The 22,337-nt window shown below is 65.9% G+C and carries 19 protein-coding genes and 1 pseudogene; 17 read left to right on the forward strand and 3 right to left on the reverse strand.

Annotated features, from left to right (window positions below):
* From A5652_RS28005 to A5652_RS03740, 13 genes and pseudogenes are all read left to right on the forward strand, one after another.
* A pseudogene (locus A5652_RS28005) lies at window positions 1-205 on the forward strand (methylase); the annotation flags it as partial.
* A 91-nt stretch (window positions 206-296) separates the two neighbouring features.
* Window positions 297-1,490, forward strand: a complete 1,194-nt coding sequence (locus A5652_RS03685; RefSeq protein WP_197513731.1) for a condensation domain-containing protein — start codon at window positions 297-299, stop codon at window positions 1,488-1,490.
* A 323-nt stretch (window positions 1,491-1,813) separates the two neighbouring features.
* The gene (locus tag A5652_RS03690) at window positions 1,814-2,527 is read left to right on the forward strand and encodes a Crp/Fnr family transcriptional regulator (protein ID WP_197513732.1); all 714 of its coding nucleotides are present in this window, start codon (window positions 1,814-1,816) and stop codon (window positions 2,525-2,527) included.
* A complete protein-coding gene (locus tag A5652_RS03695) occupies window positions 2,520-3,542 on the forward strand; it encodes a nitronate monooxygenase (protein ID WP_082983759.1) in 1,023 nt (340 codons plus the stop codon). Before A5652_RS03690 ends, A5652_RS03695 begins: the two co-directional genes overlap by 8 nt.
* A 23-nt stretch (window positions 3,543-3,565) precedes the next feature.
* Window positions 3,566-4,285 (forward strand): SDR family NAD(P)-dependent oxidoreductase, encoded by a 720-nt coding sequence (locus tag A5652_RS03700; protein ID WP_067346749.1) that lies wholly within the window; start codon window positions 3,566-3,568, stop codon window positions 4,283-4,285.
* A 59-nt stretch (window positions 4,286-4,344) separates the two neighbouring features.
* A complete protein-coding gene (locus tag A5652_RS03705) occupies window positions 4,345-6,009 on the forward strand; it encodes a GMC family oxidoreductase (protein WP_067346751.1) in 1,665 nt (554 codons plus the stop codon).
* 5 nt (window positions 6,010-6,014) lie between these two features.
* On the forward strand, window positions 6,015-7,406 hold the full coding sequence (locus A5652_RS03710; RefSeq protein ID WP_232001079.1) for an NAD(P)/FAD-dependent oxidoreductase: 1,392 nt from the start codon (window positions 6,015-6,017) through the stop codon (window positions 7,404-7,406).
* 60 nt (window positions 7,407-7,466) lie between these two features.
* Window positions 7,467-8,672: a cytochrome P450 gene (locus A5652_RS03715; protein WP_067346755.1), complete on the forward strand. Its 1,206-nt coding sequence runs from the start codon at window positions 7,467-7,469 to the stop codon at window positions 8,670-8,672.
* A 166-nt stretch (window positions 8,673-8,838) separates the two neighbouring features.
* Entirely contained in the window at window positions 8,839-9,519 is a 681-nt protein-coding gene (locus A5652_RS03720) for a hemerythrin domain-containing protein (RefSeq protein WP_067346757.1), read from the forward strand.
* A 50-nt stretch (window positions 9,520-9,569) separates the two neighbouring features.
* Window positions 9,570-10,202, forward strand: coding sequence for a ComF family protein (locus tag A5652_RS03725; RefSeq protein WP_067346760.1), 633 nt, complete (start codon window positions 9,570-9,572; stop codon window positions 10,200-10,202).
* Between the two features lie 335 nt (window positions 10,203-10,537).
* Entirely contained in the window at window positions 10,538-11,206 is a 669-nt protein-coding gene (gene hpf, locus A5652_RS03730) for a ribosome hibernation-promoting factor, HPF/YfiA family (protein ID WP_067346763.1), read from the forward strand.
* Between the two features lie 135 nt (window positions 11,207-11,341).
* Window positions 11,342-14,182 carry a preprotein translocase subunit SecA gene (gene secA, locus A5652_RS03735; protein ID WP_067346765.1) on the forward strand — a complete coding sequence of 947 codons (2,841 nt, stop codon included), beginning with the start codon at window positions 11,342-11,344 and terminating at the stop codon, window positions 14,180-14,182.
* Window positions 14,183-14,389: 207 nt separating this feature from the next.
* On the forward strand, window positions 14,390-15,940 hold the full coding sequence (locus A5652_RS03740) for an HD domain-containing phosphohydrolase (protein ID WP_067346767.1): 1,551 nt from the start codon (window positions 14,390-14,392) through the stop codon (window positions 15,938-15,940).
* A 60-nt stretch (window positions 15,941-16,000) separates the two neighbouring features.
* On the opposite strand, the gene A5652_RS03745 is transcribed toward A5652_RS03740, so the two are convergent.
* Window positions 16,001-17,728, reverse strand: coding sequence for an ATP-binding cassette domain-containing protein (locus A5652_RS03745; protein ID WP_082983761.1), 1,728 nt, complete (start codon window positions 17,726-17,728; stop codon window positions 16,001-16,003).
* A gap of 177 nt (window positions 17,729-17,905) precedes the next feature.
* Here A5652_RS03745 and mddA point away from each other — a divergent pair, with 177 nt between their 5' ends.
* Window positions 17,906-18,670 (forward strand): methanethiol S-methyltransferase, encoded by a 765-nt coding sequence (gene mddA / locus A5652_RS03750; RefSeq protein WP_067346770.1) that lies wholly within the window; start codon window positions 17,906-17,908, stop codon window positions 18,668-18,670.
* Here mddA and A5652_RS03755 read toward each other — a convergent pair.
* The gene (locus tag A5652_RS03755; protein WP_067346772.1) at window positions 18,667-18,906 is read right to left on the reverse strand and encodes a hypothetical protein; all 240 of its coding nucleotides are present in this window, start codon (window positions 18,904-18,906) and stop codon (window positions 18,667-18,669) included. The genes mddA and A5652_RS03755 overlap by 4 nt on opposite strands.
* Window positions 18,907-18,944: 38 nt before the next feature.
* Here A5652_RS03755 and A5652_RS03760 point away from each other — a divergent pair, with 38 nt between their 5' ends.
* Together A5652_RS03760 and A5652_RS03765 are read left to right on the forward strand one after the other, a co-directional pair.
* Complete coding sequence (locus A5652_RS03760) at window positions 18,945-19,427, forward strand: cation:proton antiporter regulatory subunit (protein WP_067346775.1); 483 nt, start codon at window positions 18,945-18,947, stop codon at window positions 19,425-19,427.
* Window positions 19,428-19,431: 4 nt separating this feature from the next.
* A complete protein-coding gene (locus A5652_RS03765) occupies window positions 19,432-20,589 on the forward strand; it encodes a cation:proton antiporter (protein WP_067346778.1) in 1,158 nt (385 codons plus the stop codon).
* A gap of 14 nt (window positions 20,590-20,603) precedes the next feature.
* Here the strand turns inward: A5652_RS03765 and A5652_RS03770 are convergent, their stop codons facing one another.
* Entirely contained in the window at window positions 20,604-21,164 is a 561-nt protein-coding gene (locus A5652_RS03770; protein WP_197513733.1) for an Rv3235 family protein, read from the reverse strand.
* Window positions 21,165-21,378: 214 nt separating this feature from the next.
* Here A5652_RS03770 and A5652_RS03775 point away from each other — a divergent pair.
* Window positions 21,379-22,337: wax ester/triacylglycerol synthase family O-acyltransferase (locus A5652_RS03775; protein ID WP_067346780.1), on the forward strand; the 959-nt coding region annotated here is incomplete at its 3' end.

The following is a 22,337-nucleotide window of genomic DNA, read 5'->3' on the forward strand; positions in this document are numbered from 1 at the left end:
GCTGGGCGGGGCCGACGACAGCGACATCGCGACTTACGTGGCGGAGACTTGGCGCACGATTTTTCCGCTGGCCGAGCAGCTCGGTGTGGTTCCGGCCGAGCTGGCCGATTTCGACACGGTGAGGCATCGCTTGCAAGCCGAAATCGCCGCCGCACAAGCCGTGGCGGTAATGCCTGCGCTGATTTGCGCGTGGACCGAGGTATAGCTCCGGCACCTGGTAGAGGACGAAAGTGGCTGCATCGCCAGGATTACGACCCGCCGCCTTGCTGCGTGCGCTCGGGCTGCGGGAACGGTGCTTGTACCGCTACTCCGAACGTAATCCCTTACTGTTCGTGTTGGCCGCCGAGTTTGACGCTGCCCTCGACGCCGATCTGGTGGGTGATGCGCTCGACGCCGTGCAAAGCCGGCACCCGTTGCTGTCAGCGCACGTCAAAGACGACCCCGACACGGGGTTGGGGTTCTACCGCGCCGACTCCGTGGCATCAATAGGCCTGACGTTCCTGCGCGAACCCGATCAAGATTGGCAAGCTATCGCCGCCCAGGAACTCACGCAACCCTTCGATTCCGCCGCCGCTCCACTTATGAGGGCAACACTTGTCGCTCAGAGTAATTCGTCGACTTTGCTTCTGACGTTCGATCACGTGGCTGCCGACGGGATTTCGTCCGTCTTGGTACTCAACGACCTGATTGCCGCACTCAACGGTCACCCACCGCCGGTGCTGCCTCTACCGGAATCGCTCGAGGAATTGGCAACTCGTAGATTCGATGCTGTCCAAATCGCCGCCATGCCAACTGATGCCGGTGATCCGCGCATGGGTGTGCCCGCATCCATCCGGGCCTTTGATGCGAGTCCGCCGTACGTGCACCGGGTTGCGATGGACCACGATGCCACCGCGCGTCTTGTTGAGCGCTGCCGGGAAGAACACACCACCGTGCATGCGGCGATCGTCGCGGCCGCCTCCCGTGTGCGCAGCGCAGCGTGTGGCGAAGATTTCGTCCGCACTTACAGCCCGATAAATGCCAGAGATCTTGTGGCCCAAGAAGCCGGCTGCTGCTTAGCCATTTCCTTCGCATGCACCGGGATGGCCCCGGCGGATGGCAGCGGGTTTTGGGATCAGGCGCGCCAGACCGGTGACCGGCTGAGCGTGGCCAGATCGGCTGCCGGACTGATGCTCGGTTCTGCGGTAATCGAGGAATACTTCCCGATCGACGCAGACTGCGGTGCCGCAGAACACTTTCTGCGCACCGTGTTGCCTTTTGAACTGACGATCACCAACTTGGGTGTGCAGAGCGTGCCTCGCTTTGGGCCGATTCGGCCCCGAGCCATCTGGGGTCCGGTCGTGCTGACACAGATCGAGGGGGAATACGTGACCGGAGTCGTCACCTACGACGGGCAGCTGAGGATGACCACCTGCGGTCACACCCCCACGGCGCGGTTCCTCGAAAGTGTTTGCGAGACACTGATGGCCGAATCGGGATCCCGGCATTGAGATGTCCGGACCGGGCTCGTGCCGCATCGCACTGCGACCGTGCGCAGTATGGCCAACACCCTGCGTACGGCGGATAGTCGTCTCGCTGTTGCGTCCCTAGCGTTAGCGGTATGACTAACCCAGCGATCGTCATCGTTACCCCTAGGTGAATAGCCATGACGTTGTTGTGGTGGAACACAACCAGTCGTATCTGGCGGACCGCCGAGGACGGCCGCATGAGAAAGGCATCGCGGACAACGGCGTCGGCGACGGCGGCCACGCCCGCCGCGCAGCCCCCAGTGCAACAGTGTCTTTCACAGGGTGAGTTTCCCCGCGAAGACCTGGTGACCGGCGACGTCCACAAGGCGCTGGTCGAATGCGGAATCTTTAGCAGGACCACTCCCGAGACGGTGTCCGCCTGGGCCAAGCAGCTCGCACCCGAGCAGTTCGGGCCCGGATGCGTCGTGGGCGCGCAGCGTGGTCCTGCTCGCCGCCTGTACGTGATCATTTCTGGCAAAGTCAAGGTCTCGTACCGGCTGCCCGATGGGAGCGAAGTTATTCTCAAGATCCTGGGGCGGTACGAAATTTTCGGTATCGAAGCGCTTTTCGACCCCGGATCGCCAGAAACCGGTGTAACCACGCTCACCGATGTGCTGGCCGTGCCGATCGGACGCGATCAACTGATGACGTGGATGGTTGGGCATCCCGAGATCAGCGATCAGGTTCTGCGCCTCTTCGCCCGGTGGGCAGACGCGACGACGAACTTCTTGGCGGACTTCGCATTCACCGACACTCAGGAGCGCATCGCGAGCCGGCTGCTGTGTTTGCGGAAACGGTTCGGCCGGCGCGAAGGCGATGTGGTGAGAGTGGTGCATGACCTGACATTGAAGGAGTTCGCTCGTCTCGCCGGCGTTGCACCGAGGACGACGGTTGCAATTTTGCGCGATTTCGAGGAACGCGGCTGGATCCGGTTGGACGGCAACAGCGTTGTCATCGTCGACGGGCACGCGCTGGCGTCGTTGGGTCTGAACAACACGTCGGAGGCGTCTTGTGCTTGATCGATTTGCCCTGACGGATCTCAGTGTTCGGGTGCTGGGGGCGCCGATGGCGGGAGGCCCGTCGACGCCGGAGTTGGCGGCCGCGGTGACCCACGCCGGCGGACTCGGATTTCTCGCGGCCGGCATGTCGTCGGCCGATGACTTAGCCGATGCCATCGCCGCGGCGCGCAGGCTGACGTCGGGGCCGCTTGGGGTGAATCTCTTTGTGCCCCAACCACCGGCGGGTCGACCCGATCAGCTCGCTGCGTTCGCGGCAGCCTTGGCCGAGGAGGCCGAATGCTACGGCGTGGCTCTCGGTGAGCCACGTGGTGACGACGACGAGTGGACCGCGAAACTCGACGTGGTGTGCGATCTGCGGCCGGAGGTGGTGTCGTTCACGTTCGGCTCACCGAGCAAAGACGAGTGCCGGCGGCTGAAGGGCGTCGGGATCTTGAACCTCGGGACGGTCACCACCATCCGCGAAGCAACGATCGCGCTGAGCGCCGGCGTGGATGCCGTGGTTGCCCAAGGTCCCGATGCGGGCGGGCATCGCGCGACGTTCGACCCGCTTGCGTCACCGCCCAGGCATCCGCTCGAGGAGCTCGTCACCCCCCTGGTGACCTGTTTCGACTGCCCCGTCGTCGCGGCCGGGGGACTGGGAACGTCTCGGGATGTCAGCCGGCTGCGCGCTGCCGGTGCCGCTGCGGTGCAACTCGGCACGGCGTTCTTGCTCGCCGACGAGGCCGGAACCAATTCGGTGCATCGGGCGGCATTGTGCGATCCGCGGTTCATCGAAACGGTGGTCACGCGCGCGTTCACCGGGCGGTATGCCCGCGCACTGCGTAACCGATTCATCGAAAAGTACGACGGCGAAGCGGTATTCGGCTTCCCTGACGTAGCGATGATGACCGCACCGATCCAGCAGGCCGCAGCGAAATTGGGCGATCCGCACGGCATCGCACTGTGGGCTGGTGCAGCGTTCCGTCACACAAAGACCGGCCCGGCCGCCGACATCGTGCGCGAGCTGGCCGGATAAGCAAACGAAAAAGAGGTACCGCAATGGAATTCGGCGACGAGAAGGTCGCGATCATCACCGGCGCATCGCGTGGAATCGGCGCGGGCTTGGTCGAGGCGTACCGCAAGCACGGCTACCGCGTAATCGCCAATTCGCGCACCATCGCCGATTCATCTCACCCTGAAGTCGTCACCGTCGCAGGCGATATCGCCGAGCCCAGCACAGCCGATCGTCTTGTTGTCGCAGCAGTGGCACGGTTTGGCCGCATCGACACTCTGGTCAACAACGCCGGTGTCTTCGTCTCCAAGCCCTTCACCGACTACAGCCTCGAAGACTGTGCACGTGTGATGTCGGTGAACCTGCTGGGCTTTCTTCACGTTACGCAACGCACCATCGACGTGATGCTCGCGCAGGGCACCGGCGGTCATGTGGTCAACATTACGACCACTCTGGTGGAGCACGCTCAGGGCAAGGTGCCATCGGCGTTGACCGCACTCACCAAGGGCGGCCTTGCTGCTGTCACGAAATCGCTCGCCATCGAATACGCCGGCCGGGGAATCCGCGTCAACGCCATATCGCCCGGCGTCATCGACACGCCCATGCACGCCGGCGTCGATGCGCGCGCGTCTTACGCATGGATGCACCCCCAAAACCGGATAGGCGCCGTCGCCGACATCGTGCACGGCGCGCTCTACCTCGAAACGGCACCCTTCGTCACCGGCGAGATCCTCCACGTCGACGGCGGACAGAGCGCCGGCCATTGAACAACCGATCGAACCGGAGTCAGGAGATACGACAGATGTCAACTGCTGCAAGCAATGACATGGACAACGAACTGGACCGGCGGGTCCGGGTGAACCAGGAGCGCCTCGTCGCTGACCTGAAACAGGACTACGACTTCATCGTCTGTGGTGCGGGATCGTCGGGCTGCGTGGTTGCCCGTCGCCTGGCTGAGGATCCCCGCGTGAACATCTTGTTGCTGGAGGCAGGAGGCCGCGACGACCTGCCGTGTGTCACCGAATCGAAGCTGTGGCATACGAACCTGGGCAGCGCGACCGATTGGGCCTTCCAGGCTGAACCGAACCAGCACCTCAACGGCCGGGCCCTGATGCTCTCGATGGGCAAGGTCCTCGGTGGCGGTTCGAGCATCAATCTGATGGCCTGGGCCAGGGGGCACCGGGAGGATTGGGACCTCTTCGCCGCGGAGTCGGAAAACAAAGCCTGGAGCTATGCGTCGGTTCTAGACATCTACCGCCGGATAGAGGATTGGCATGGCGCCCCGGACCCTGAGCACAGGGGCAGCGGTGGACCGATCTACGTGCAACCCAAATGCGATCCTCATCCTGTCAGTCGAATCGTGCTGGCAGCCGCCGAATGCTTGGGTATCGGCCGCTTCGACCAGGCGAACGGAAAGATGATGGAAGGCAAGGGCGGGGCGGCGATAATCGAAGTCCGGGCTCGCGGCGGCAAGCGCCGTTCGGTGTTCCGTTCCTACACGTATCCGTACATGGACCGGCCCAACCTGACCGTGCTGCCGAATGCCATCGTGCGGCGCGTGCTCATCGATGGGAGTCGGGCGACCGCAGTCGAGGTCTGCTACCGCGACGAAATTCGGCGATTCCGGGCCGGCGCGGAAGTCGTGCTGTCGATGGGGGCAATCCATACCCCCAAGGTCCTCATGCTTTCCGGGATCGGCGACCAGGATATGCTGCGGCCGTTGGGAATACCCGTTAAACACCATCTGCCTGGGGTGGGTCGTAATTTCCAGGACCACCTTGGCTTCTCATGCATCTGGGAAATGCCCGCCTGCCCTCCAGCCGATCAGCCGGGTGATGCTGTGATGTTCTGGCCGAGCGGGGACGGCCGGGACCAACCCGACCTGTTCGCCTGCCAGGGAGCGATGCTGCTGGCAAGCCAGGAGAATGCCGCGCGATTCGGCTTGCCCAACATGGGCTGGACGATGATCGGTGCGCTCACCCATCCCAGCAGCCGCGGCAGCGTTATGTTGACCAGTCTAGATCCCGATCAGCCCGCCAGGGTGATCCACAACGGTCTGTCGCATCCCGACGATCTGCGCCTTGCCGTGAAGTGCATCGAGGACATGCGTGCCGTCGGCAATTCCGCGCTCCTGCGGAACCGGTCGTTTTTCCAGCGCGAGGTCATGCCCGGCTGTTTGAAAAGTGAAGACCTGGTGGGCTACCTCCGGGATGCCGCAATTACCTACTGGCACATGGCGGGCACGGCCAAGATGGGACTCGATTCGCTCTCGGTCGTCGACGGCAGCCTGAAGGTTCACGGCGTCGAAAACCTCCGAGTCGCCGATTCCTCGATCATGCCCCGAATCACCAGCGCAAACACAATGGCGCCCTGTGTGGTCATCGGTGAACGCGCCGGCGAGGAGATCAAGTCGGAACACGGCTTGTCCGGCCTCGACGACGTGGTGGCGCTCCGCGACGCCGAATCTGTGAGTGGCTTGGAAAGGTCGTGATGCCCATGCGTGGTCATCGGGCCGTAGTCATCGGTTCCAGCGTCAGTGGATTGCTGGCCGCCAGGGTGCTGGCCGACCACTGCGAGTCCGTCATCGTGGTGGACCGAGACGTTCTTCCGGCGGGTCCGCTGCATCGGCGCGGGGTACCACAAGCCGCCCACGGTCATGTTTTGCTGGCACGCTGCCCGCCGATTCTGGCCGAGTTGTTTCCCGGATTTCTGCACGAGCTTGTCGCCGATGGCGTCCCCGTGTGGGCCGACGGAGATCTTTCGAAGATCGACTTATCGTTCGGTGGCCACCGGCTGGCGCGCACTGGTCGCCTGCGTTACCCCGAAGCGTACGTACAGTACTACCCGAGCCGGCCGTTACTGGAATACCGTCTGCGGCAGCGGGTCCAGGCCATTCCGAATGTCAGAATCCTCGATCGATGCGACGCTGTCGGCTTGGAAGCGACCGCCGACCGCGCGCGGGTAGTGGGAGTGCGTGTGTCGGACCGAGATCATGGCGAGACAACGCTGACCGCGGGGTTGGTCGTTGACGCGACGGGCCGAGGTTCGCGAACGCCGGTCTTTCTGGAGAAGCTGGGTTACGGGCGTCCACCGGAGAATGAGCTGGTAGTGCGGATGGCTTACGCCAGTCAGATGTTGAGAATCCCAAGCGGGGCGCTCAGCGCGGGGTTCGTTGGGCGCCTCCCCGAGCCAAGCCTGCCGGCCGGTTTTGTTCTGGTGGGCAACGAGAACAACGACTGGGTACTCACCCTCTCGGCGGCGGCGGGCAACGAGCCACCAACCGATCAAGCGAAGATACTGGAATTCCTCCGGAACCACGCGACAGACGACGTGCTTGCGGCGGTCCGCGCGGCCGAACGTATCGGGCCGATGACTCGCTACCGGGTAGCGTCGAATCGGTGGCGGCGGTACGACAAGATGCGGCGGCTGCCCGATGGATTGATCGTCGTCGGTGATGCGATCTGCAGCTTCAACCCCGTCTACGGCCAGGGCATGACGATGGCCGCGCTGGACGCGGTGGTGCTGCGTGACTGTCTGCGGGATGACGATCGTCATCTGCCGCGACGGTTCTACCACGACTCGGCCAAAAACATCGCCGTGGCCTGGCGGACTGCCGTCGGTGCTGACCTCGCCCTGCCGCAAGTGGCGGGACCACGGCCGATCTCGGTGCGAATCAGCAACGCCTTTCTGGAGCGGGTGATGATAGCGGCACAGACGGAAACCTCTGTGGCGGAACAATTTCTACGCGTGGTGGGAATGATCGACTCGCCGGCCTCGCTGCTGCGGCCGGCGATGATGCTGCGCATCGCCCAAGCCGGTGGTCGCCGTCACGGCCGTCAGCGACCGTTGGTACCGCGATCTGTCCAACCGTCCGCGCGCAGCGGCTAGCCGGATTGGGTTGGGCTGCATAGCGTTATCGGCAATGAACGCTAACCGGAGCAAAAAACTATGTTGCAGACCCTTGACGTCGACTTGACGGACGGCCGGTTCTACTCTGGCGGCGGCGCGCGTGGCGCATATCGCTGGATGCGCGCCAACCAGCCGGTGTTTCGCGACCGAAACGGGTTGGCCGCGGCGGCGACGTATCAGGCGGTCATCGATGCAGAGCGCAATCCGCGGCTGTTTTCCAATGCAGGCGGTATCAGGCCCGAGTACCCGGGCAAGCCCTACATGGTCGAAATGGACGATCCCGAACATCTTCTGCGGCGCAAGCTGGTTAGCGCTGCGTTCACCGGCACGCGGATAACGCGCAAGAAGCCGTCCATCGGCAGGCTGTGCGACGAGCTGATCGATGCGGTGTGTGAGTCAGGGGAGTGTGATTTCATCCGTGACATCGCCGCTCCGCTGCCGATGGCGGTGATCGGCGACATGCTTGGTGTGTCGTCCGAGGACCGCGGGATGTTGCTGAAATGGTCCGACGATGTGGTGGGCGGCCCAGGCTCGCCGGACGACGCGACATCGGTGCAAGCGGTGATGGATGCATTCGCCGAATACACCGCGTTCACGATGGACATGATCACCAAACGCCGGACGGAACCGTCGAACGACTTGTTCAGCGTCCTGGTGAACGCGGAAGTCGACGGGCGCAGGTTGTCGGATGACGAAATCGTCTACGAGTCACTACTGATCCTGATCGGCGGCGACGAGACCGCCCGGCACACTCTCTCCGGCGGCATCGAACAGCTGTTACGGGATCGCCGCCAATGGGAAACGCTGCGCGAAGACCCCGATCTGGTCTCTGCGGCGATCGAGGAGATGCTCCGGTGGACCTCGCCGATCAAGAACATGTGCCGCACCGTCACCGACGAGATCGAGTTTCACGGCACTCACCTGCATGCCGGCGAAAAGATCATGCTCCTATTTGAGTCGGCCAACTTCGACGAGACAGTCTTCGGTGATCCCGATGACTTCCGTATCGACCGCAATCCCAACAAGCACCTGGCCTTCGGGTTCGGCACGCATTTCTGCCTGGGCAGCCAGCTGGCGCGACTGGAACTCTCACTCATGCTCACCGCGTTGTTGCGCAGGCTGCCGGACTTGCGCCTGGCCAGCGACGCGGAGTTGTCCCGCCGGTCGTCGAATTTCATCAGTGGACCCGAGGCGATGCCGGTCGTATTCAGTCCATCGAAATCATCGGTATCGCAATGCTATTAGAGATTTCGATACCCCGATACGTCGTCTGGCTGTCGACCCTGAGCCAGCCTCTTGGCCCGGCCGAAAGGAGAATGGTGTGCGCAGCGCTGATACTCGCCAGACGGCGTCCGAAATGACCTTGTGGATGGTCGGACCGTCGCCGGTCCCGAGCCTGGTTGAGTAGACGATGCCAACCGACGCATTCGAAATGGCATTGGTGCACCGCATTTTCCGCAAAGAGCTCGAAGATGCCGCCACGCTGATCCGCGGCGTGCAGCCCGGTCGGCGTGGGCCCGGCAAGCGTGTGGCGGGCCACATTGCAAACGTGCTCAAGGCGCTGCACCACCACCACCTGGCCGAAGACGAGCTATTGTGGCCGAAGCTGCACGACCGGACACCCATGCATGCCGAAGACGTCCGGCGGATGGAGACCGAGCACGATTTCATAGCGAAGACGGCGGCTAGCGTCGAGTTGCGGTTGGCCGGATGGATGGCCGTGATCGACTCCCCAACCACACGGCTCGCCCAGGCACGGGCCGAGGAGGCGCTGGTAAGTGAGATCAGGGCGCTCAGGGAGTTGGTCGGCGATCACCTCAGCGCTGAAGAGGCAATCATCGTTCCGCTGATCAACGAGAACCTCACCGATGCCGAGTGGCACGCAGCTACCGAACGGGGCGGCTCCTTCATCGGCGGCCGGAATATGTGGTTCGGCCTGGCCTTTGCTGGCATGGCATTGGAGGCATGCAGCGCAGACGAGCGGCGACGCTTCCTGGCCGGGATGCCGCCACCACAACGGTTGTTGGTGAAGCTGTTTGCGCGACGAGCCGTGCGGGGTTATCGCGCTCGACTCGAGCGGACGGGGCGCTAGCGGCAAACGCGACGGCCGCTGTTGTCACACCCACCCGGCACACTGACGGCATGCTCGACCTGTTCCTGCCTGCCGAATGCGGCGGCTGTGGGGCGCCGTCGACCCGATTGTGCGACGCGTGCGCCGCCGAGCTGTCGGTGGTCGCCGACCAGCCACATGTGGTGACCCCGCGCATCGACCCGGAGGTCCCGGTGTTCGCGCTCGGTCGCTACGCCAACGCACGCCGGCACGCGATCCTGGCGCTCAAGGAGCAGGGCCGGGCGGATCTCGTCGAACCGCTGGCGCGCGCATTGGCCATCGGGGTGCACCGGTTGCTGTCGTGGGGGATCGTGCCGACCCCGCTGACCGTCGTGCCCGCACCGACCCGCCGTTCGGCCGCGCGCCGGCGCGGCGGTGACCCCGTCGCCCGGCTCGCGCGCGCCGCGGTGGAGCGGCATCCGGACATCACCGTCGCGTCGGTCTTGCGGCTCAAGGCGCTGACGCGCGACTCGGTAGGCCTGGGCACCACCGCGCGCGAGCGCAACATCGCCGGCCGGGTGGTGCTGCGCGGCTCACCGCCGCGCAGCGAAGTCATGCTCGTCGACGACATCGTCACCACCGGCGCGACGGCGCGCGAATCGGTGCGGATCCTGCAGGCCGCCGGGGTTCGGGTCGCCGCGGTGCTTGCGATCGCCGCGGTCTGAATCTCCCCGCGGCTGCGCACAGCCCATGAACCAGCCAAGAGCTTGTGAAGAACATGCAACAGCTCGACCAAATTAGTGGCATCGGCAGGCGAACACGAGCTAACGTCGAGATCAACGAAGAACGACTCATCGGTCTGACTCACTGGTCGCGATTTTGCAGGTGAGGCCCATCCGCGGGAAGGGGTGAGTAATCGACACCTTGCTCCGGCGGGCAGCCTGCGGCGGTAGCCAGTCTCGAACCGCTCCCACCTCGTCGGCGCGTTAAGCAGCCAGGCACGCAGGGCGCGTGTGACGTGAAAAAGAGAAACGAGTTGTCACGTATGTCAAGGCTATCCGTGGATTCCGGTCAGATTCTGGACCAACCGCCCGTCACCGATGGGCAAGCGCCACCGACAACCACCGCCGACGTTGTGTTCAAGGGCCGCAACGTAGAAATCCCCGATCATTACCGTCTGTACGTCTCGCAAAAACTCGCCCGCCTCGAGCGGTTCGATCGCTCCATCTATCTCTTCGATGTCGAGCTCAAGCACGCGCCCAACCGGCGTCAGCGCAAATCCTGTCAGCGCGTGGAAATCACCGCCCGTGGGCGCGGCCCGGTGACGAGGGCGGAAGCATGCGCCAATAGTTTCTACGCCGCGTTCGAGTCCGCGGTCGACAAGCTGGAGAACCGGCTGCGCCGCGTCAAGGACCGCCGCAAGGTGCACTACGGCGACAAGACCCCGGTGTCACTGGCCGCCGCCACCGCGGTGCCGCCACCCGTACCAGCGCGCAGCGCGCCGCAGCCCGCGCCGGCCGACCATGACGGCGTGGAGCCCGACCACGAGCCCGGGCGGATCGTGCGGACCAAGGAGCATCCGGCCACGCCGATGACGGTCGACGACGCGCTCTACGAGATGGAGCTCGTCGGACACGACTTTTTCTTGTTTCACGACAAGCACACCGAACGGCCCTGCGTGGTCTACCGGCGGCACGCCTACGACTACGGGCTGATCAGGCTCTCCTGACGGGGTTGGTCGGGCGGCGACCCGCTACGCCCGGCGTTGCCGCGCTTGCGATCGCCGCTACGGCGGCCATCGGGGGCTCGTCGCCTACCATGGGAGTCGCTCAATGCAAGACTCCTACCAACAGGGGACATAGCTGTGCTGTCGAAGTTGCTGCGCCTTGGCGAAGGTCGCATGCTCAAGCGTCTCAAGCGGGTGTCTGACTACGTCAACACCTTGTCCGACGAGATCGAGAAGCTCACCGACGCCGAGTTGCGGGCCAAGACCGACGAATTCAAGAAGCGGCACGCCGACGGCGAAAGCCTCGACGACCTGCTGCCGGAGGCCTTCGCGGTGGCCCGCGAAGCGGCCTGGCGGGTGCTTGACCAGCGGCCTTTCGACGTGCAGGTGATGGGCGCCGCGGCGCTGCACTTCGGCAACGTGGCCGAGATGAAGACCGGTGAGGGCAAGACGCTGACCTCGGTGCTGCCGGCCTACCTGAACGGCATCGGCGGCAAGGGCGTGCACGTCGTCACCGTCAACGACTACCTGGCCAAACGTGACAGCGAGTGGATGGGCCGCGTGCACCGCTTCCTCGGTCTGGACGTCGGCGTGATCCTCGCGCAGATGACACCCGACGAGCGCCGGGTCGCCTACAACGCCGCCATCACCTACGGCACCAACAACGAGTTCGGGTTCGACTACCTGCGCGACAACATGGCGCATTCGCTCGACGACCTGGTGCAGCGCGGGCACAACTTCGCCATCGTCGACGAGGTCGACTCCATCCTGATCGACGAGGCCCGCACCCCGCTGATCATCTCCGGCCCCGCCGACGGCGCCTCGAACTGGTACACCGAGTTCGCCCGGTTGGCGCCGCTGATGGAGAAGGACACCCACTACGAGGTGGACCTGCGCAAGCGCACCGTCGGCGTGCACGAGCTGGGCGTGGAGTTCGTCGAGGACCAGCTCGGCATCGACAACCTCTACGAGGCGGCTAACTCGCCGCTGGTCAGCTACCTCAACAACGCGCTGAAGGCCAAGGAGCTGTTCAACCGCGACAAGGACTACATCGTGCGCGACGGCGAGGTCCTGATCGTCGACGAGTTCACCGGCCGCGTGCTCTACGGCCGCCGCTACAACGAGGGCATGCACCAGGCCATCGAGGCCAAGGAGCACGTCGAGATCAAGGCCGAGAACCAGACGCTCGCCACGATCACGCTGCAGAACTACTTCCGGCTCTACGACAAGCTCGCCGGCATGACCGGTACCGCCCAGACCGAGGCGGCCGAGCTGCACGAGATCTACAAGCTCGGCGTGGTGCCCATCCCGACCAACAAGCCGATGATCCGCGCCGACCAGTCCGATTTGATCTACAAGACCGAGGAGGCCAAGTACATCGCCGTGGTCGACGACGTCGTCGAGCGCTACGACAAGGGCCAGCCGGTGCTGATCGGTACCACCAGCGTCGAGCGCTCGGAGTACCTGTCGCGACAGTTCCAGAAGCGCCGCGTGCCGCACAACGTGCTCAACGCGAAGTTCCACGAGCAGGAGGCGACCATCGTCGCCGTCGCCGGCCGTCGCGGCGGCATCACCGTGGCCACCAACATGGCCGGCCGCGGCACCGACATCGTGCTGGGCGGCAACCCCGACTTCCTCACCGACCAGCGGCTGCGTGAGCGCGGCCTCGACCCGGTCGAGACGCCCGACGAATACGAAGCGGCGTGGCACGAGGAACTGCCCAAGGTCAAGGAGGAGGCCAGCGCCGAGGCCGCCGAGGTGATCGAGGCGGGCGGCCTGTACGTGCTCGGCACCGAGCGCCACGAGTCGCGCCGCATCGACAACCAGCTGCGCGGCCGCTCCGGCCGGCAGGGCGACCCTGGCGAGTCGCGGTTCTACCTGTCGCTGGGCGACGAACTCATGCGCCGGTTCAACGGTGCCGCGCTCGAGGCGATGCTCAACCGGCTGAACCTGCCCGACGACGTGCCCATCGAGGCCAAGATGGTCACCCGCGCGATCAAGAGCGCGCAGACCCAGGTGGAGCAGCAGAACTTCGAGGTCCGCAAAAACGTCCTGAAGTACGACGAGGTGATGAACCAGCAGCGCAAGGTGATCTACGCCGAGCGCCGCCGCATCCTGGAGGGCGAGAACCTCAAGGAGCAGGCGCTGGACATGGTCCGCGACGTGGTCACCGCGTATGTCAACGGCGCGACCGCCGATGGCTATGCCGAGGATTGGGACCTGGAGGCCCTGTGGACGGCGCTGAAGACGCTGTACCCGGTGGGCATCGACCACGCGCCGCTGACCCAACACGACGCCGACTCCGAGCGCGACGACCTCACCCGCGAGGAATTGCTCGACGCGTTGCTGAAGGACGCCGAAAACGCCTACGCCACAAGGGAAGCCGAGCTCGAGGGAATCGCCGGCGAGGGCGCGATGCGCCAGCTGGAACGCAACGTGCTGCTCAACGTCATCGACCGCAAATGGCGCGAGCACCTTTACGAGATGGATTACCTCAAGGAGGGCATCGGGCTGCGCGCGATGGCGCAGCGCGATCCGTTGGTGGAGTACCAGCGCGAGGGCTACGACATGTTCATGGCAATGCTGGACGGCATGAAAGAGGAGTCCGTCGGCTTCCTCTTCAATGTCACTGTCGAGGCGGTGCCCAGCCCACAGGTCGCGCCGGTCGATGCGCCCGAGGGGCTGGAGGAATTCGCCACCGCGGCGGCCGTCGGCGCCGAAGGCGGCACTGGCAGCACCGCGACGGCCGTGCGCGAAGAGGCACCAACCCAGTTGCGCGCCAAAGGGATTGAAAACGAGGCGCCGGCCATGACCTACTCGGGTCCGTCGGAGGACGGCTCGGCGGCGGTGCAACGCAACGGTGGCGATGGCAAGGCACCGGCCGGGGTGCCCGGCGGCGCCAGCCGGCGTGAGCGCCGCGCCGCGGCGAGGCAACAGGGCCGCGGTACCAAGTCACCCAAGTCGGCCAAGCGCCGCTAGGCGGGCCCACCTCCACTCGAAGGTGCGGCAGGCCGCACACTCGGCACCCAGGGTGCGGCAGGCCGCACACTCGGCGACAGCAAGTCGACTCGGCGACAGCGACAGCCTGCGGCTGGCAACCTCCATGCCCTAGGCTTATCAGGCATCGGCTTTCGTGTGGCTACGCAGACGCCGCGCCGATGAGGGGCCGAGAAAGGGACGAGTTCCATGCCCTTCGACGGAGCCGTGTCGCGGACTGACGTCCTGGCGGCGCTATCTCTGGCGATCGACCTCGGTCTCGGGCAGCCGATGGATCACATGCTGCGGTCGGCGACGATGGGCTCGAGATTGGCGACGCGGCTGGGCCTCGACGAGCGCGAGTGCGGGACCGTCTTCTACACGGCCCTGGTGATGTGGATCGGCTGCCACGCCGACTCGCACGAGTACGCGCAGTGGTTCGGCGACGACATCGCGGTGCGACACGACAGCCACTACATCGACTGGTCCGGCGCGCCTTACCGCCGATTTCTCATGACCCATCTGGGCCGTGGGACGACGTTGCCGAAGCGAGCTCAGTTGGCGGCCAAAGTTTTCTGGGACGCACGCGGGAACCTCGGCGCGTTGGTGCACTCCCACTGCCTGTCGGCGGCGCTGCTCGCCGAGGAGATCGGGCTGGGCCCCGATGTGTGTAAAGCCCTGCCGTATGCGTACGAACGATGGGACGGCAGCGGTCTTCCCGCCGGAGCCGCCGGCGATCAGATACCCGTGGCGATGCGGGTGGCGCAGATCTCCGACATCGCCGACGTGCACCATCGCGCTTACGGCGCGAGCGCCGCGATCGCGGAGATCCGCCGTCGCAGCGGCAAACAGTTCGATCCGGATATCGTCGCGGTGTTCACCGCGGCCGCCGACGATCTGTTGCGCGAGAACGAAGACGTGTGGTCGACCGCCGCCGGCCTGGCTCCGGATCCGGGCGAAGCGCTCAGCGGGCCGGCGCTGGACCGCCTCCTGTGCGCGATGGGTGACTTCGTGGACCTGAAATGTCCCTTTACTCTCGGTCATTCGCGGGCCGTAGCGCAGCTGGCCGAGAGCGCCGGGCAATGCGCGGGGCTGCCGCAAGACGAGATCGATATCCTGCGTCGAGCGGGCTACGTTCATGATCTGGGTCGCATCGGTGTGTCGAACCGGGTGTGGGAAAAGCCGCACGCACTGACCGACGTCGAACGCGAGCGCGTCCATCTGCACCCCTATCTGACCGGCCGGATTTTGGCCCGCGTCGGTGGACTGAAGGCGGTCCGGGAGGCCGCGGTGAACCATCACGAACGACTGGACGGCTCGGGCTACCCGAACGGCCTGCGCGGTGATGACCTGTCGGTTCGCGACCGTGTGCTCGCCGCCGCCGAAAGCTATTGCTCCGCAACGGAACCGCGGCCTTATCGCGATGCCGGGGACGGGAACGCCGCCGCCGGGAAACTTCGAGACGAAGCGGTCAGCGGCCGCCTGGACGGCGACGCCGTCGAAGCCGTCCTGCAGGCCGCGGGGCACCGTCCGTCGCGGAGAGCCGCCAGGCCGGCCGGGTTGACTCGGCGCGAGGCCGAGGTGTTGCTCCATGTCGCACAGGGGCTCTCCAATAAGGAGATCGCTTCGTCGCTTTGGATTTCCGAGAAGACGGTGCGCAATCACGTCGAACACATCTACGCCAAGATCGGGGTGTCCAACCGGATCGGGGCCAGCTTGTACGCGACAAGGCACGGCCTGGCCGGCGGCCTAGCCAACTGACACAGGGCACAAAGCCCGAGCCCGCGATCCCTGACCGGGATCGCGGGCCCGGCGTGGCCGTCATCGCATGGATGAGCCGGGCCGGGAGCGCCGGTCCAGCAACCACGCGGTGGCCAGCGTCAGGGCGACGGCGAAAGAGACGAGCGCGATAAGGCTAACGACGTTGTCTCCCTGGAACGTCTCCCGGTAGGCGGACATGGCGGGCAGCGCGGTGGCGTAGCGGTCGAGTTGCAGGTCGCGGCCCAATGCGTCGAAGGCGTGGCGGTTGGACAGCACCAGGCTCATCACGCGTCCAGGCGTGGCCATCTGGTCGACGGGCACGATGGCACCACCGAAGAGGACCTGAGGGAAGCACAGCATCGGCAAGGCCAGGGCGGCCTGCGCGGCGTTGGAGACGGCGGCCGAGGCGAAAAGCCCCAGTGCCAGTGCCGAGATCGCTTCGATCACAATGGTGGCGAACAGCAAGGCGTATACGTGCCACCCGAGCGCGGGAAGTCGTCCGAGCGCCCGCAGCACCACCAGCAATACCGCGCTCACTCCCGCCAGGACCGGAAGCAGCGCCGTCACCTTTGACCCCACATAGGCGCCCACGCTGAGCCCGGCCAGACGTTCACGCCGGAAGACGCCCATCTCGCCGACGATCTGCAGCAGCCCGTACGTCAGCCCAAAGAAGAAGCCGTCGAAGGCAATCCAGAACACGATCTGGGCCGGGCCGACGCCGGCGGCGTCACCTGGATCGAACGCGCCCCGCTTGAACAACGTCGCCATCATCGCCGTCACCAGCACCGGCGAGCCGAGCAGGATCGCCAGGGTCAGCCGATTGCGGAACAGAACGTCGACGTTGCGCCGGGTCAGCAGCCACCATTGCCGGAACACGCCCGTGCGATTGACGTCGGACGGCGTGGCCGAGACAGCCTTTCGAGTGGATTCGGGCTGGGCCGTTGGCTTCTCGCGGCTGCCCGCGAATCGATCCGCCCAGATCCGCGGAGTGCGCTCTTGAGCAAGGCGCTCGTACACCCCGGTGAGGTCATCCACGCCGAAATAGCGGCGGGCCGCGCCCGGGCTGCCGGCGAAGGCCAGGTGGCCGTCGCGGGCCAAAAAGACCACCCGGTCGCACTGTTCGATGGCGGCCGGCTCGTGGGTGGTCAGGACAACGGTGACACCGCGCTGGCTGAGCCTGCGCAGCAGGCGCATCACCTCAGCGGCGGTCGAGGGATCGAGCCCGGAGGTCGGTTCGTCGAGGAAGAACAGGCGTGGCCGGGTCAGCAACTCCACAGCGATGCTGGCCCGCTTGCGCTGGCCACCGGACAGCGCCCGCACCGGCACGTCGGCTCGGTCGGCCAAGTCCAGACTCCGGAGGGTCTCGTCGACGATCCGCTCCGCTTCGCCCGCGGATGTGCCGCCGGGAAGCCGTAGCAGCGCCGCGTAGCGCAGGGTGCGGCGCAGGGGCATCTCGAGGTGGATGATGTCGTCCTGCGGCACGTAGCCGACCGTCGCGCCGGCGCTGGCACGGGTCCGGGGGACGACGTCGTCGTGCCGAACCTCGCCCGCGGACGGCGGTTGCAATCCCGCGAGGACCTCCAGCAATGTGGTCTTGCCTGCGCCGCTACCGCCGGCGATGGCGACCAATTCGCCGGGCTCCACGCACAGGGACATGGTGTGCAGGAGTTGCCGGCCACCGACGCGGCGGCCGACATCGATAGCGTCGATCCGTGCGCCGTCCGGCGCTTGCGCTGGGTGAGCAGTGAGCAGCTCGATGGCTGGGGCGCTGCAAGTCGATTCGCTCATGATTTGTTTCCGTGCTTTCTCGAGGTAGGCCTGTCACTGGCGATCATCGGTCCACCGCCGGCGCCGGCACATGAGGCGTTTGCCCCAAATGACCGCCAGCGACGTCCGGACCACGCCCGCAGAAATTGGGGCAAATGACCTATATGCGCGCGCGCCGATCAGGCGCACAATCGGCAAATGAAGCGCTACCTGACGGTCGCCTACGGCGCGGCCGCTTATCTGCTCTTTCTTGCCGTATTTCTGTATTTAGTCGCGTTCCTGGGCAACTTCTGGGTGCCGCGAACGGTCGACCATGGGATATCCGCGCCGATCGGCCAGGCGGTGTTGGTCAACATGGTGCTGCTCGGTCTGTTCGGCCTTCAGCACAGCGTCATGGCGCGGCCCGGGTTCAAGGCGCGGTGGACACGGCTGGTGCCGGCGACCATAGAGCGCAGCACCTACGTGATGCTGTCCAACGTCGTGCTGGTGCTGCTCTATTGGCAGTGGCGAACAATGTCTGCCGTCATCTGGGAGGTGCAACTACCGCTCGGGCGCCTGGCGTTGTGGACGCTGTTCGGGCTCGGTTGGGTGATCGCCCTGGCGTCGACGTTCATGATCAACCATTTCGACCTGTTCGGGCTGCGGCAGGTGTATTTGGCTTGGCGCGCAAAGCCTTACACCGACCTCGAATTCCACGTTCGGTTCTTCTACCGCCTGGTGCGTCACCCGCTCATGCTCGGTTTCATCATCGCCTTCTGGGCCGTCCCCACCATGACGGCCGGGCATCTGCTCTTCTCGATCACGATGACGGGTTACATCCTAATCGCCACGCAATTCGAAGAGCGCGACCTGGTGGCCGCGCTGGGCGATGACTATCGCAACTACCGGCGCGAGGTACCGGCGCTGTTGCCGCTAGGACGCCGCGCGCGCCGAGACCCCGGCCAGCCGGCGGAGCTGCACTAGGTTTCGAGCAGCGCGGCGATCTCATCCAGCGTCGCGGCCATGCCCCGTTCGGTTTGCGTTTCCTTGCGCGAGCCCGCATCGCCATTGAGAATTTCGAACCCATCGTCAGCTCGGACCGCAGTTTGTACGCGGTTCACCGATCCCGAGCCGTCGAAGCCGGCGTCGGTCAGCAACGCGAAGACCGCGCCGGGCGGCGCCTTGATGACACGCTCGATGCCGACCGTGTTTTGATCCATCCTTACGGTGGCGCCGGGCGACCTGTCAGGATTGGCGTATGGATGTCAAGGAGGTGCTGCTCCCCGGGGTCGGTCTTCGCTACGAATTCACCGATCACAAGGGCGACCGTATCGGCATCATCGCGCGGCGCAGCGGCGATTTCGACGTCGTCGTGTATGCGCGCGAAGATCCGGACGAGGCCCGGCCGCTGCTCCACCTCAGCGACCAGGAGGCCGAGGCCGTGGCCCAGATCCTCGGGGCGCCGCGGATCGCCGAGCGGTTCACCGAACTGGCCCGGGAAATCCCCGGACTCGAGACTGGGCAGGTGCACATTTTGGCCGGCAGCCCCTTCGTGGATCACCCGCTGGGCGACACGCGGGCCCGCACCCGCACCGGCGCGTCCATCGTGGCGATCGTGCGCAATGAGGAAGTGCTCGCCTCGCCGGGGCCCGCCGAGATGCTGCACGCCCAAGATGTTCTGATCGTCATCGGCACCGAAAACGGCATCGCGGGCGTCGAGAAAATCATCGACAAAGGCTGAGCCGGTGCAGATTTCGGGGACGCTGCTATTACAACTCGGCGCCCTCCTGGCCACTCTGGCCGTATTGGGCGCGGCCGCAAGGCGATTCGCGTTGTCGCCCATACCGGTGTACCTGCTGGCGGGCCTGGCCCTGGGCAAGGGCGGCATTCTGCCGGTGGCCGCGGGCGGGCAGTTCATCACCACCAGCGCGCCCATCGGCGTCGTGTTGCTGCTGCTTACTTTGGGCTGCGAGTTCTCAGCGGCCGAATTCTCCAGCAGCATGCGCCACCACCTGCCGTCCGCGGGCGTCGACATCGTGCTCAACGCCGCGCCCGGCGCGATCGCCGGGTGGCTACTCGGATTGGACGGCGTGGCCATCCTGTGCCTGGCCGGCGTCACCTATATCTCCTCGTCGGGCGTGATCGCTCGGCTGCTGGAGGACCTGCACCGGCTCGGCAACCGGGAGACCCCGGCGGTGCTGTCGGTGCTGGTGCTCGAAGATTTCGCGATGGCCGCCTACCTGCCTCTTTTCGCGGTCCTGGCCTCGGGCGGCGGATGGCTGCACGCCGTCGGCGGCATGGTCGTGGCCGTCGGTGCGCTGATGGCGGCGTTCGCCGCGTCCTACCGGTGGGGCCACCACGTGGACCGGCTGGTGGAACACCCCGACTCCGAACAGCTCATGCTGCGGGTGCTGGGCATCACCTTGATCGTGGCGGCCATGGCCGAGTCGCTGCATGCCTCGGCAGCGGTCGGTGCGTTCCTGGTCGGCCTCACCCTGACCGGCGAGACGGCCGTGCGGGCGCGCCAGGTGCTGAGCCCGCTGCGCGATCTGTTCGCCGCGATCTTCTTCCTGGCGATCGGCTTCTCGGTGGACCCGCACGAATTGGTCCCGATGCTTCCGGCGGCACTGATCCTGGCGGCGGTGACCGCGGCGACCAAGGTGGCCACCGGGATGTTCGCCGCCCGGCACGACGGGGTCGCGCGGCGCGGGCAGCTGCGGGCGGGCACCGCGCTGATCGCCCGCGGTGAGTTCTCGTTGATCATCATCGGGTTGGCGGGCAAGTCGCTGCCCGCAGTCGCCGCGCTGGCGACGTCCTACGTTTTCATCATGGCGATCGTGGGGCCCATCCTGACCCGTTACACCGGCGGCCCCCGGGCGGCCGGCGCGGCACCGGCGACCTGACCGAGTGGCCGCCGTCACCCGATGTGCAGCGCCACCACCATCCACCGGGTTCCGCCCGCGGCGGCGACCTGCTCGACCCGGCAGGCGATCGCGTGCATTCGGTTGCCGCGGCTGTAGGAACCGAAGACCTCGGCCGCCGCATCCGGCTCACGGTGACCGGCCGGCTGCAGCCGCATGCGGCGCAACACGGCGGCGTCTCGATTACGGTTCGCGGCCGAACGGCCAACCGCGGCCACCGAATCCACCAGGCTCGGCGCCAGCAGCGGATTCAACTGGGCGGCGGGACGCCGGCGGTCGATGACCTCCAGCACCCTGCGCAGCGCGGCGTCGGCGAAGACGGCCGCCTGACGCAGGCGCGGGGACATGACCGCGCCCGGATCCGGTGCCGACGCCCTGCTGGGCTGCCCGGTGTAGGGCCGCGGCGGTGCGTGGCTGCTGCGGCGGCGCAATCCGGGACGCGACGGTTGCCGGCACGGCGTGGTGGTGTGCGGGACGTCCTGCGTCGGCGGCTCGTAGTCGACGACTGGTATGACGGTGAAAGCGTCAGATGGATTCGCAACGGGACTACTGTTCAACGCGCACTCTCCAACTCTTCGCCCGGACCTTCAAGCCTGCTGGAGAGGGGCAGACAGCGGTTAGTCAGTGGTCATCATGGCACAACTCGGCCGCACGCGTACCCACGCTGACTTGGTGCACGGCCACACGATTACCGTGGGCGGGACATCGGGCCCCAGGGGTCCAGGGGCCCCGAGCGCACGGGCGACGAACTGACCAGGAGGACAGCGCCGCATGGTGACTCGGTTGTCCCCGCCGGACGCGTCGTTCTATCGGCTGGAGAACACCGCGACCCCCATGTACGTCGGATCGCTGTCGATCCTGCGTCGTCCCCGTGCCGGCTTGAGCTACGAGACCCTGCTGGCCACCGTCGAGCAGCGGCTGCCACAGATACCGCGCTACCGGCAGAAGGTGCGGGAGGTGCGGGTCGGCACCGCCCGACCGGTGTGGCTGGACGACAACGATTTCGACATCACCTATCACGTGCGGCGGTCCGCATTGCCCTCTCCCGGCAGTGACGAGCAGCTGCACGAGCTGATCGCGCGGCTGGCGGCGCGGCCGCTGGACAAGTCGCGCCCGCTCTGGGAGATGTATCTGGTCGAAGGCCTGTCCCAGAACCGGCTGGCCCTCTACACCAAGTCGCATCAGGCGCTGATCAACGGCATGTCGGCGCTGGAGATCAACCACGTCATCGGGGATAGGACGAAACGCCCGCCGCCTTTCCCCGAGGACATCTGGATACCGGAGCGCGACCCCGGCAACACCCGGCTGGTGTTGGGCGCGATCAGTGAATGGGTCACGGGTCCGGGCGCCCAGCTACAGGCCGTCGGGTCGATGATCGGCGGTCTGGTGACCAACCACGGCGAGCTGCTGGACGCCGGCCGCCGAGCGGTCGACTTGGTGCGCACCGTGGCACGGGGGACCGCGCCCAGCAGCCCGCTGAACACCACCGTCTCGCGGCACCGGCGCTTCACGGTCGCGCGGGGCAGGCTCGAGGATTACCGCACCGTGCGCGCGCGTTACGACTGCGACGTCAACGACGTGGTGCTCGCGGTCATCGCCGGCGCACTGGGTAACTGGCTGATGTCACGGGGGGTGGCGGTGTCGTCGACCGCGACGGTGCGGGCGATGGCGCCGCTGCCGGTCTACGACGACGGCGACCTCGACGCGAGCGGTCCCGGTCAGGCGATCAG

The sequence above is a fragment of the Mycobacterium sp. 1165178.9 genome (assembly GCF_001673555.1).
Lineage (GTDB): Bacteria > Actinomycetota > Actinomycetes > Mycobacteriales > Mycobacteriaceae > Mycobacterium.